The organism is Desulfohalobium retbaense DSM 5692, assembly GCF_000024325.1.
GTDB classification, from domain to species: domain Bacteria; phylum Desulfobacterota; class Desulfovibrionia; order Desulfovibrionales; family Desulfohalobiaceae; genus Desulfohalobium; species Desulfohalobium retbaense.
The window spans coordinates 388,559-400,807 of the sequence record NC_013223.1 but is presented as its reverse complement, the minus strand read 5'-3'; the positions used below and the strand labels follow the sequence as shown (position 1 = coordinate 400,807).

At 59.1% G+C, this 12,249-nt stretch carries 8 protein-coding genes; 4 read left to right on the top strand and 4 right to left on the bottom strand.

All coding sequences use genetic code 11. The features are described from left to right. Positions 1–8: 8 nt before the first annotated feature. Both purF and carB read right to left on the bottom strand, forming a co-directional pair. The gene (gene purF / locus DRET_RS01595) at positions 9–1,391 is read right to left on the bottom strand and encodes an amidophosphoribosyltransferase (RefSeq protein ID WP_041281817.1); all 1,383 of its coding nucleotides are present in this window, start codon (positions 1,389–1,391) and stop codon (positions 9–11) included. A gap of 612 nt (positions 1,392–2,003) precedes the next feature. Then, the gene (carB, locus tag DRET_RS01590) at positions 2,004–5,240 is read right to left on the bottom strand and encodes a carbamoyl-phosphate synthase large subunit (protein WP_015750781.1); all 3,237 of its coding nucleotides are present in this window, start codon (positions 5,238–5,240) and stop codon (positions 2,004–2,006) included. A 295-nt stretch (positions 5,241–5,535) separates the two neighbouring features. Here carB and DRET_RS13205 point away from each other — a divergent pair, with 295 nt between their 5' ends. Genes DRET_RS13205 through feoB form a run of 4 tightly spaced genes read left to right on the top strand, consistent with a single transcriptional unit; the run spans position 5,536 to position 8,428 of the window. Next, positions 5,536–5,772 carry a FeoA family protein gene (locus tag DRET_RS13205; protein ID WP_015750780.1) on the top strand — a complete coding sequence of 79 codons (237 nt, stop codon included), beginning with the start codon at positions 5,536–5,538 and terminating at the stop codon, positions 5,770–5,772. A 53-nt stretch (positions 5,773–5,825) separates the two neighbouring features. Beyond that, positions 5,826–6,011 carry a FeoB-associated Cys-rich membrane protein gene (locus tag DRET_RS01585; protein WP_015750779.1) on the top strand — a complete coding sequence of 62 codons (186 nt, stop codon included), beginning with the start codon at positions 5,826–5,828 and terminating at the stop codon, positions 6,009–6,011. Beyond that, a complete protein-coding gene (locus tag DRET_RS01580) occupies positions 6,004–6,258 on the top strand; it encodes a FeoA family protein (RefSeq protein ID WP_015750778.1) in 255 nt (84 codons plus the stop codon). The genes DRET_RS01585 and DRET_RS01580 overlap by 8 nt, the downstream gene beginning before the upstream one ends. Continuing rightward, entirely contained in the window at positions 6,251–8,428 is a 2,178-nt protein-coding gene (gene feoB / locus DRET_RS01575) for a ferrous iron transport protein B (protein ID WP_015750777.1), read from the top strand. The genes DRET_RS01580 and feoB overlap by 8 nt, the downstream gene beginning before the upstream one ends. Before the next feature lie 443 nt (positions 8,429–8,871). Here the strand turns inward: feoB and metG are convergent, their stop codons facing one another. After that, positions 8,872–10,818, bottom strand: a complete 1,947-nt coding sequence (gene metG / locus DRET_RS01570) for a methionine--tRNA ligase (RefSeq protein WP_015750776.1) — start codon at positions 10,816–10,818, stop codon at positions 8,872–8,874. A 267-nt stretch (positions 10,819–11,085) separates the two neighbouring features. After that, positions 11,086–12,240, bottom strand: a complete 1,155-nt coding sequence (locus DRET_RS01565; protein ID WP_015750775.1) for a PSP1 domain-containing protein — start codon at positions 12,238–12,240, stop codon at positions 11,086–11,088. Between the last annotated feature and the right edge of the window lie 9 nt (positions 12,241–12,249).

Here is a 12,249-nt window from a genome sequence, read left to right as displayed (position 1 = left end):
CCTGCGATCTACTCAAGACAGGATTTACTGCCGCCTTGGGGCGGCGGCACGGGATACGTGCCCTGAAAGCAGGCCAGACAGTATTCGCTCTTGGCCTGAACCGAGTCCAGCAGACCATCGACACTCAGGTAATGCAGAGAATCGAGGTTCATGTAGCGGGCGATATCCTCGACGCTGTGGTTGGCGGCAATGAGTTCGCCTTTGGAAGAAAAATCGATCCCATAATAGCACGGGTGGCAAATAGGCGGACAGCTCACCCGGAGATGGAGTTCCCGGGCCCCGAGTTCGCGGAGTTTTTTGACCCGTGTACGAATAGTCGTACCGCGAACCACCGAATCCTCGACAATAACGATCCGCTTGCCGTTGATCATGCTCTTGACCGGGTTGAGTTTGACCCGGACCCCGAAATCGCGCATATCCTGCGACGGCTGGATAAAGGTCCGACCCACGTAATGATTGCGGATCATGGCCATTTCGTAGGGCAGTCCCGATTCCTGGGCGTATCCGACCGCCGCGTACACGCCTGAATCCGGGAAAGGCATGACGAAGTCGGCGTCCACCGGAGCTTCGCGAGCCAGAGTCCGGCCCATGGCCTTGCGGCTTTCATAGACGTTCTTGCCAAAGACAATGGAATCCGGCCGGGCAAAATAGATGAGTTCAAAGATGCACGGGGAGGTTCGCTCGGGCTCGCAGAAGCGGTAAGAATGCAGACGGCCGTTTTCTATGACCACCATCTCGCCGGGTTCGATATCCCGCAAATACTCCGCTTCCAGGAGATCAAAGGCACAGGTCTCGGAGGCCAGGACATACGCGTCGCCGACGCGTCCGAGGCACAGGGGACGAAACCCCCAGGGGTCGCGCAGGCCGATGAGTTTATTGTTGGCCATGAAAAGCAGACTGTAGGCCCCCTTCAGCCGGCGGCAGGCCGTGGACATGGCCTCTTCCAGACTGGAGTCGGACAGGGTCTGGGCCACCAGGTGCATGACGATCTCACTGTCCATGCTCGTCTGAAACAGGGACCCGTTGTTTTCCAATTCCCGCCGCAATTCGACGGTATTGACGAGATTGCCGTTGTGGGCCACGGCCAGCCCCATATCCTTGTAGCGGACCATGAAGGGCTGGGCGTTACGCAACAAAGAGGCCCCGGTGGTCGAATACCGGATATGCCCCATGCCCACCGTGCCTTTGAGCTGACGCGAAAGGTGCTCTTCGCGAAACACGTCGGCCACCAGGCCCATGCCGCGCTGTTCGCGGAGTTTTTGACCGTCCCAGGTCACAATGCCGGCGCTTTCCTGACCCCGATGCTGCATGGCGTAAAGCCCAAAATACGTCATCCGGGCCGCTTCCGCATGACCGGAAATACCGAAAAGACCGCAATACTCTTTTTTCAAAATAGCCTACCTGAGGGTTACAAGACACACATTGCAGCTGACTGATTCGTCAAGATATACTGACGGACGATAGGTCTGCTCTCCGTGCGCGGCGGGCGGGAGCCCTATGTTGCGCGGGAGCGAGTTTTTTCGCCCCTCTGCATTGAGCCGACCTCCCATTATCCTTTGCCCAACTTAAGGGCGGCGACGGGGATGGGCCCACTGGGGCGAAAGCTGTCTGAGCGACCTGCGCAGCGTTGGTTCTCCGCCTGCTCTCAATACAAAACGCAGAACTTTCTCGGAGACGGCTCCAACGCTGGCCTCTATTCCGGGCGGGCGGGAGCCCTATGCTGCGCGGGAGCGAGTTTTTTCGCCCCTGTGCATTGAGCCGGCCTCCCATTATCCTTTGCCCAACTCAGGGGCGGCGACGGGGATGGGCCCACTGGGGCGAAAGCTGTCTGAGCGACCTGCGCAGCGTTGGTTCTCCGCCTGCTCTCAATACAAAACGCAGAATTTTCTCGGAGACGGCTCCATCGCTGGCCTCTATTCCGGGCGGGCGGGAGCCCTACACTGCGCGAGAGCGAGTTTTTTCGCCCCTGTGGGCCCATCCCCGTCGCCGCCTTCGTCGCGGGATCACTCCATACCGTAGTATTCCTGAAGGCTTTTCACCTCCAGTCCATGCCCCTGCAAAGCGGCAATGGCCTGGGCCATGGCTCGGGCACCGGCGACTGTGGTCGTATACGGGATACCGTAGAGCAGGGTCGTCTGTCGCAGGGAAGACGAGTCCCGGATCGTTTTCTTGCCCGAGGAGGTATTGATGACCAGATCGATCTCGCCGTTTTTGATCAGATCGATGGCATTGGGGCGGCCTTCATAGACCTTGTTCACCCGTTCGCAATCCACACCGGCCCGCGTCAAATAGGCCGCCGTGCCCTCGGTGGAAACAATGCGCAATCCGATCCGGGCAAAAGTCCGAGCCGCTTCGACCACGGCATCCTTGTCGGCATCGTTGACGGAAATGAACACCGTGCCGCTGGCAGGGAGTTTCTGCCCGGCACCGAGCTGGGCCTTCATAAAGGCCAGGCCGAATTCCGTGTCCACGCCCATGACCTCGCCGGTGGAGCGCATCTCCGGGCCAAGCAGGACATCCACGCCCGGGAAGCGGTTAAACGGCATGACCGCCTCCTTGACCGCCAGGTGTCCCCATTGACGCATCGACCAGGGATTAAGGTCCTCCAGCGTCCGGCCCATCATGACCTGGGTCGCCAGTTTGGCCAGCGGCACACCGGTGGCCTTGCTGACAAAAGGAACCGTTCGCGAGGCCCGCGGGTTGACCTCCAGGATAAAGATCTCCCCGTTTTGAACTGCGAACTGGACGTTCATCAGCCCGACCACGCCGAGTTCCTCAGCCAGGGCACTGGACTGCCGGCGGATTTCGTCGATGGTCTCCTGACTGACGGTGTGCGGCGGCAAGACACAGGCCGAATCCCCGGAATGGACACCGGCTTCTTCAATGTGCTCCATGACCCCGCCGACGTAGGTCTGGGTCCCGTCACACAAGGCGTCGACATCGATTTCCACAGCGCCTTGCAGGAATTTGTCGATCAGGATCGGGTGGTCGGGAGAAGCGACTACCGCATCGCGGAAATAATTTTTGAGTTCATCCGAATCGTAGACGATTTCCATGGCCCGTCCGCCCAGAACATAGGAGGGGCGGACGACCACCGGGTAGCCGATGCGCTCGGCCACATCCAGGGCACCCTCCTCAGAGGTCGCCAGGCCGTTATCCGGCTGCTTGAGACCGAGTTTGTTAAGCAGAGCGTGGAACCGCTCACGGTCTTCGGCCCGGTCGATGGAGTCCGGGGTCGTGCCCAGAATCGGCACGCCAGCGCGCAGCAGCGGCACAGCCAGATTGAGCGGCGTCTGGCCGCCAAACTGGACAATAACCCCTTCGGGTTGCTCCTGCTCGATAATGTTCAGGACATCTTCGCGGGTCAGGGGCTCAAAATAGAGTCTGTCCGAGGTGTCGTAGTCGGTGCTGACCGTCTCCGGATTGGAATTGACCATGACCGACTCGATATCCATGTCGCGCAAGGCGTAGGACGCGTGGACGCAGCAATAGTCGAATTCGATCCCCTGACCGATACGGTTCGGGCCACCGCCCAGGATGACTACCTTGCGTTTGCCCGTAGCCCGGTTTTCATTTTCCCGCTCGTACGAGGAATAATAATACGGCGTATAGGCTTCGAATTCCGCCGCGCAAGTATCAACGAGCTTATAGGTAGCGGTGATCCCCATTTGGATCCGCAACTGCCGGATGTCGTCCTCGGTGCGCTTCCAGAGATTGGCCAGTTGGAGATCGGAAAACCCGAACTCCTTGGCATGGCGCAGGACTTCTTCCATATGGGGGTTGTCTGCGCTGATGGCCTGCTCCAGGCTGAAATGTTTCAGCTCGGCCTCGCAATCCACGATCGCCTTGATCTGCTGCAAAAACCAGGGATCGACAAAAGTCGCCTGGTACAGGGTCTCCAGTGGCATCCCCTGGCGCAAGGCGTCGCGAATAGCGAAAAGGCGCTGCGAATTCGGGGTCTTGAGAAGCGCCATCAGGCTCTCGGCATCCAGATCGTCTTCGCCGGTGCCATTGCCCAGGCCGGCCATGCCGACCTCCAGGGAACGCAGCCCTTTTTGCAGGGATTCCTTGAAGGTCCGGCCGATGGCCATGGTTTCCCCGACACTTTTCATGGTCGTGGTCAAAAAATCTTGGGAACCGGGAAATTTTTCAAAGGTAAATCGGGGAATCTTGACCACGCAATAGTCGATGGTCGGCTCGAAGGAGGCCATGGTTTCGCGGGTAATGTCATTGGGGATCTCGTCCAACGTATAGCCCACAGCCAATTTGGCCGCGATCTTGGCGATGGGAAATCCTGTGGCTTTGGAAGCCAGGGCCGAAGAACGGGAGACCCGAGGGTTCATCTCGATGACCACCATGTCGCCGTTTTCGGGATTGACGGCGAATTGGACGTTGGAACCGCCGGTTTCGACGCCAATTTCGCGCATGATCGCCAGCGAGGCGTCACGCATCTTTTGAAATTCCCGGTCGGTCAATGTCTGGGCCGGTGCGACCGTCACGGAATCGCCGGTGTGCACTCCCATGGCATCGAGATTTTCGATGGAGCAGATGATGACGCAATTGTCGTGCTTATCGCGCATGACCTCGAGTTCGTATTCTTTCCAGCCGAGCACGGACTCTTCGAGCATGACCTCGTGACTGGGGCTGGCCGCCAATCCCTGACGGGCGATCTCTTCGAGATCCTCCCGGTTGTAGGCCACTCCGCCGCCAGTTCCGCCCAGGGTAAAGGCTGGTCGGACAATCATGGGAAAACTCAAGGTGTTGGTCCATTCCCGGACCTCCTCGAGACTGGAGGCGATACCGCTTTGGGGAACAGTCAGCCCGATATTTTCCATAGCGGTCCGGAATTGGCGCCGGCTTTCGGCCTTCTGGATCACCTCCAGTGAGGCGCCGATGAGTTCGACCCCGTATTTTTCCAGCACCCCGGATTCGGCCACGGAAACCGCCGTATTCAAGCCCGTTTGGCCGCCGAGAGTCGGCAGCAAGGCATCCGGACGCTCTTTGGCAATAATCTTGGCCACACTTTCTGGTTCCAGGGGTTCGACATAGGTGCGGTCGGCCAAACCCGGATCGGTCATAATCGTTGCCGGATTGGAGTTGATCAGGACAACCTCGTATCCCTCTTCTTTCAGGGCCTTGAGGGCCTGAGTGCCTGAATAGTCAAACTCGCAGGCCTGTCCGATAATAATCGGACCGGAGCCGATGAGCATAATTTTCCGGATATCAGTCCTTTTGGGCATACCTTTTCCCGTCTTCGGTTTGGCTTGGTGTTGAACAGAGGTGATGTACTCTATTCGTTTCCTGCGAGCAAGTCTCGGCCCGCCAGACCGGTAGCGGCGGGAGCCCAGCTAGAGCCGCACCAACACCCCGTCCGAACCTCTGCCTCGCTTCCCTTTGGACCCGCTTTGCGCTTCAACGCAGACAGCTGTGTTGCCGGACACAAGACTGGCTCATGGGCTCTGCGGAAAAATCAGATCTTGACAAGACCCGAAACGGACTATAGTTTGCATTCACGAACTTTTTTTGGGAGGCCGCATGACATCACGCCCTTTATGCCAGTTCCCGAGTGGGAGCAAAGTCCGGGTCACCGGACTCGAATCAGGTGGCGGAGCACGTTGCCGATTGTGCGCTTTGGGTCTGACACCGGGAACGGTCATTGAGGTCACCCAAAACGGCCCCGGGCCGTGTCGCTTGAAGGTACGCGGTTCCGACCTGGTCTTGGGGCAAGGGTTAGCGCACAAGGTCATGGCCCTCCCGGCCGACGCGGCCTAGAGGGGCCATTTTTTTTGGGTTAAAAGTTAGGACCACCTAACTTTGGAGGTTTTATGTTGGAAAAAATCATCGTCATCGGCATAGTACTGGCCGCGCTTGCTTTCGTCCTCCGGCGCTGGCGCGCCTCCTGGAAAGCGGCCCAGCGCGGGGAATCACTCTGCTCGGGATGCGGTGGATGCGGTCCCGACCAGACCACCTGTCAATCACAAACCACCATAAAGGATATGCGTGATGAGTAAGCCCTCCATATGCCTGAGACACCTCAAAGCCGGGCAGCGCGCCCGTATCATCTCCCTCGCCGCCCAGGGCGAATTGGGCCGGCGCATTAGAGACATGGGGCTGATCCCCGGTACGGAAGTCCGCATTATCGGCCGGGCGCCACTCAAAGATCCTGTGGCCCTGCGATTGAAAGACTTCACCCTGTCCCTGCGCAACAACGAAGCCGACCACATTTATGTCGAGCCTTTGGAGGATGAAAATGGCTAACACCCTTTCCGTGGCCCTGGCCGGCAATCCGAATTCCGGCAAAACCACTCTTTTTAACGCCCTGACCGGATCTCGGCAGCATGTCGGCAACTACCCCGGGATCACCGTGGATAAAAAAGAGGGGTTTGTCCAAGCCGCCGGTCAGGAACTGCATATCGTCGACCTTCCCGGGACCTACTCCCTGACCGCCTATTCCCAGGAAGAACTCGTGGCCCGGAATTTCCTGGCCGATACCCGGCCCGACGTGGTCGTCGATGTGGCCAACGCCAGTTCTCTGGAGCGCAATCTCTATCTCGCCGTCCAGTTTTTGGAGATGGGGGCCCCATTGGTCCTGGTGCTGAACATGATTGACGAAGCCCGCAAGCACGGCTTGGCTATCGACAGCGATCTCCTGTCGCAGCGGCTCGGGGTCCCAGTTGTGGAAACCGTCGCCCGCTACGGCCAAGGTAAACAGGCCTTGCTCAAAGCCGTTCAACAGCGCGGCAAACAGACCGAAGGCGACTGGGAGCCACTGTATATTTCCTACGGCCCCGACCTCGATCCGGTTCTCCAGGAAATGACCGAGTGGATCGAACGCGAACACTTCCTGACCGACCGTTACCCCGCTCGCTGGGTGGCCTTGAAATACATGGAAAGCGATGACGAGATCCGGGTGCTGGGGCGCAAGCACGGACAACTCGCCTCTGCCCTGGAAGAAGCGACCCGCAAGGTCGCCGAGCATTGTGAAAAAACCCTGAACACCTATCCGGAGGCGATCATCGCCGATTACCGCTACGGATTTATCACCTCGGCCCTGCGCGGGGTCATCCGGCGTGACGAGCATCCGCAACGGCTGGCGGTTTCGGATCAGATGGACAAAGTCTTGACCCACCGGATGCTAGGCCCGGCGATCATGTTCGGCATCCTCTATCTGGTTTACCAACTCACCTTCAGCGTGGGGGAAATCCCCATGGGCTGGGTGGAAAATTTTTTCGCCTGGCTGGGTGACACTACCCGGGCGGCCCTGCCGGACGGCCTGCTCCAATCGCTGCTGGTCTCCGGGGTCATCGACGGCGTGGGCGGGGTCCTGGGGTTCGTGCCCCTGATCATGATCATTTTCCTGTGTATCGCGGTGTTGGAGGACTCCGGCTACATGGCCCGAATCGCCTATATGCTGGACCGGGTCTTCCGGCTCTTCGGCCTGCACGGCTGTTCGATCATGCCCTATATCGTCTCCGGAGGCATCGCCGGAGGCTGCGCTGTGCCCGGGGTCATGGCCAGCCGAAGCCTGCGCAGCCCGCGGGAAAAACTGGCCACCCTGATCACCGCGCCCTTTATGGTCTGCGGAGCCAAGGTGCCGGTCTTTATCCTCCTGGCGGGGGTGTTCTTTCCCCAGTACGCCCCGCAAGTGCTGTTTCTGATCACCCTCGTCGCCTGGGCCATGGCTCTGCTTGTGGCCAAATTCCTGCGGCTGACCATCATCCGCGGGCCCAGCACCCCGTTCGTCATGGAGCTGCCCCCCTACCGCACCCCCACACTGCGCGGCGTGCTCATCCATACCTGGGAGCGCACCTGGCAGTACATCAAAAAGGCCGGGACAGTCATCCTGGCCCTGTCCATCCTTATCTGGGCGGGCATGACCTTTCCCCAACTGCCCCAGGACGAGGTCCGTTCCTTCCAGGCCCAAAAACAGAACCTGGAAGACAAGCTGGCGGCCGCGGACACGGAAACGACCAAGGCGGCCCTCAACGAGGACCTCAACACCCTGCAGCAGCGCCATGCCCAGGCCAAGATCTCCAATACCGTGGCCGGACGCCTGGGGCAGGCCCTGGAGCCGGTCTCCGAGTGGGCCGGATTTGACTGGCGCACCAATATCGCGCTTATCGGCGGGGTCGCGGCCAAAGAGGTTATCGTCTCTACCCTGGGTACCGCGTACTCCCTGGAAGTCGGGCCAGAGGAAGCCAAGCCCCTCGCTGAACGCTTGGCCGCAGACCCGCAATGGACCAAACGCACCGCTGTGAGTGCCATTTTGTTCATTCTGCTCTATGCGCCCTGCTTTGTGACCGTGGTCGCCATGGCCAAGGAGACCGGCAATTGGCGCTGGCCGCTGTTCAGCGTGGTCTTCAACACTGTGCTGGCCTTCGGTATCGCGGTCGGGACGTATCAACTCGGCGGATTGTTCATGGCCTGACAGATTCCCCATTTCGGCTTCGGCTGACGCCGGAGCCGACCTACTGGATTCCAGCCCAGGACTGGACCACAAAAAGCCACGAAGACCGCAACAGCAGCGCTCTCTTGCTCCCCTCCCCTTGCCAAGGGGAGGGGCAGGGGTGGGGTCCCCGTTTCAGGCACTGCAGTCTGACGGCACCGACACCACCGGGCCAGACAAAAAAGGGCGTGCGCCACACGCCCCTACACGTGGTAATAGAATGCGTTGCTTCCTGACGAAATTCCTGTCGCATTCCAAGTTCTTACCGTCCAGTCTTGCTTCGTGACTTCGCCTCTTTGCGTGCCCGTTTCTCCTCCCAGCCCAACTTCAGAGACCAAAAAACCCCGCGCCACGGCCTCACAGCCTTGGCGCGGGGTTGAAACACGATCCCCAAACAGCGTACTGCCGAATCGCGACCCCCGGAACTAACTGACGCGGCTGCCGGCTGGAACCGCTCCCCCGGGCTGCACCAGCTGCAATCCCTTTTCTGCGTGGACCGCCAGGATCATGCCCTGGGAGAGGATCCCGAAGACCTTGCGCGGTTTCAGATTGGCCACCACAACGACCTGCTGCCCGACCACCGCCTCTGGAGCAAAATGCTCGGCGATGCCGGAAACCACCTGTCGCGGCTCTTCTTCCCCGACATCGACTTGCAATTGCAAGAGCTTATCCGCCTTGGCCACCGGTTCTGCTGCCAGGATTGTTCCCACCAGCAACTCGACCTTCTGAAAATCCTCAAAACTCGCCACGCCGGTTTCAGGCTCCTTTTGGGCCGATGCCTGTTTTTTGGGCTTATTCTTTCCGCTCTGGCCTTCAGACGGGGTCTCCTCTTTCTTGGCGACCGCTTCCTGTCTGGGGAACAGATTCGATTTTTTCGCCACTTCGGTGCCCACCGCCAAAATATCCCACTGCCGGACATCCTCCTCCATATTCCGTCCGCTCGGATCGGTCGGCTGGCCCAATTGCTGGAGCATACTCCCGCTGGCGTCCGGCATGACTGGCCAGAGCGCCAGAGCCACCTGACGCATTCCTTCAAGAACCGTGTACATGACCGTGCCCAAGCGCTCGGTCTCACCGGCCTTGTACAACGTCCACGGCGCAGTGGCGTCGATATATTTATTCAGTCCCCGGACAAGGTCCCACAACTGGCGCAGGCCTGCGGCAAAGGCAAAGGATTTGCCGCTGTCGACATACCCCTGTACAGCGCGCACACCGAGTTGGCGGATGGCGTGGTCTTCATCCTCCAAAGCCCCCGGAGACGGGACCCGGCCGCCAAAGTATTTATGGGTCATGGCCAGGGCGCGGTTGAACAGATTGCCGAGATCATTGGCCAAATCAGCGTTGAAGCGGGCCACGAGCCCTTCTTCGGAAAACGAGGCGTCCAGACCGAACTGCATCTCCCGGAGCAGAAAATAACGGAAGCCGTCGAGGCCGTAGGTGTCCCTCATGGTCAGGGGGGCGACTACATTGCCGAGACTCTTGGACATCTTGGTCTCGTTGACCGTCCAATAGCCGTGGACATGCAGTCCCTGATACGGTTCAAGGCCGGCTGCCTTGAGCATTGTCGGCCAGAAGATCGCGTGGGGCTTGAGAATATCCTTGGCCACCAGATGGTGGGCAACCGGCCAGAATTGCCGGTACCTGTCGCCGTCAGGCCACCCCAGGGCTGTGATATAATTGATCAACGCGTCGAACCAGACATAGGTCACATACCGGTCGTCAAAAGGGAGTTCGATCCCCCAGGTCAACCGTGTTTTCGGCCGGGAAATGCACAGATCGTCGAGCGGCTCGCGAAGCATACCCAACACCTCGTTGCGGTAACGCTCCGGCTGGATAAACCCAGGATTGTCCTGGATATACTGGACCAGCCAGTCCTGGTACTTTTGCATCCGGAAGAAATAATTCTTTTCCTCGATGTACTTCGGGGGCTTGAGATGGTCGGGGCACAGGCCGTCGACGAGTTCTTTTTCGGTATAGAACCGCTCACACCCAAAGCAATAATACCCGCCGTATTCTCCGAAATAGATATCGCCGTTGTCGTACACCTGCTGCAGAAAACGCTGCACGCAGTCTTTGTGGTCGCTGTCTGTGGTCCGAATGAAACGGTCATTGGAGATATTGAGATCCGGCAATTGCTGCTGGAACTTGCTGCTGATGCGATCGACGTATTCCTGAGGCGACTGTCCGGCGTCTTCGGCTGCCTGGACAATCTTGTCGCCGTGCTCGTCGGTCCCGGTCAGAAAAAAGGTTTCCTGCCCCAAAAGCCGGTGAAAACGGTTCACGCAATCGGCGACAATGGTCGTATACGCGTGTCCCAGATGGGGATTGGCGTTTACATAATAAATTGGCGTGGTAATATAATAACGTGACACTCTGTCTCTCCTTGCCTGACGGCCCGACGCCGCCCTGAGACCCTTTTGACGGATTTCCCGGCCCCGTGAGCCCCCGTGCTCCACTTGCCATGCACCCAGGAGAAGTCAGGGCCCCGGTATCCAAAAGACAACGCCCCGCGTACACGGGGCCGTCGCTCTTCTTCCACTCTCCACATTGCTCCGCGCAACACGGCCCAGGCGCAATGCCCGAGCCTGTGGCACGAATCCGAAAACAGCACAAAATTGCCCAGAGACCCCAGCGGCCTCCTACGTATCGTTGTGTCGCTTGGAGCGCCGTTTCTTGCGACTCTTGCCGCTACGCCGTTTTTTTTGCCCCTGGCCCTGCGTCTGGGCTGAAGACGTTGTTTTTTCAGGCTTGTTCGCCTTGTTCTCCGCTGGCTTGCCCTCATTGTCCGGGCTTGGGGACGAAGGGGAGTTTTCCCGGCGCTTCTCAGGCGCAGGCGTGTGGATCTTTGGTTCAGGCGTGCCAGCTCCGGAATTCTGCTGCGGGGGAGCGCCGTCGGCCTCGCCCACAAGACGTTCCCACTCCTCGAGCTTGAGTTCCTGTTCCTCGCCTTCGGCGGTCAACAGGACCAGGGAATCCCGCATCAGATTGGCCCGTAAGACCTTCACCCGTCCCCAGGCCGTCTCGTAATTCTTGCCCACTTTCGGGCACCGGCGTTGGAAATCGGCGTAGGCCTCTTTTTCAAAACTCAGACAGCACAACAGCCGTCCGCAAACCCCGGAGATCTTGGCCGGATTGAGAAACAGCTGTTGCTCTTTGGCCATCTTGATGGTCACCGGCTCGAATTGGCGCATAAATCGCCGACAACAGCAGACCTGCCCGCAATTCCCGATCCCGCCGACCATCTGGGCCTCATGCCGCACCCCGATCTGACGCAGCTCAATCCGGGTGCGGTATTTTTTGACCAGATCTTTGACCAGCTCCCGGAAATCGACCCGGCCGGGGGCGGTGAAATAAAACATCATCTTGCCGCGATCGAAAAACACGTCGACGTCCACCAGCTTCATCTCCAGCCCGTGGTCCTCGATGCGTTCGCGGCAATAGTAGTAAGCATCCCGTCCCAGCGCGAGGTTTTCCTGCTCCTGCTCCAGGTCTTCTTCGGTGGCCAGACGATAGATCGGCTTGATCTCCTGCTCGGCCAGTCCCTCGGGAAGCGTATCGCGCACCACGGCCACCCGTCCGATGCCCAGGCCCTGGTCCGTTTGCACCAGAACCGAGTCCTGCGGAGCGACAACATACGGATTAGCCTTGAAATAGTAGATCTGCCCCTGATCGCGGAATTTGATTCCCGCATACAGGGGCGTCTCCTCTCCTGAAGGTCCTGTATCGCTGGAGACGGTATCGTTGAGAGGCTCCACCTCGTCCGGGCGGGTCTCATTGTTGCTGTTCTGTGTCATGATATCCTG

Coding starts and splice junctions, on each gene's coding strand:
- carB (WP_015750781.1), bottom strand. CDS start 5,240: ATGCCCAAAAGGACTGATATCCGGAAAATTATGCTCATCGGCTCCGGT.
- DRET_RS13205 (WP_015750780.1), top strand. CDS start 5,536: ATGACATCACGCCCTTTATGCCAGTTCCCGAGTGGGAGCAAAGTCCGG.
- DRET_RS01585 (WP_015750779.1), top strand. CDS start 5,826: ATGTTGGAAAAAATCATCGTCATCGGCATAGTACTGGCCGCGCTTGCT.
- DRET_RS01580 (WP_015750778.1), top strand. CDS start 6,004: ATGAGTAAGCCCTCCATATGCCTGAGACACCTCAAAGCCGGGCAGCGC.
- feoB (WP_015750777.1), top strand. CDS start 6,251: ATGGCTAACACCCTTTCCGTGGCCCTGGCCGGCAATCCGAATTCCGGC.
- DRET_RS01565 (WP_015750775.1), bottom strand. CDS start 12,240: ATGACACAGAACAGCAACAATGAGACCCGCCCGGACGAGGTGGAGCCT.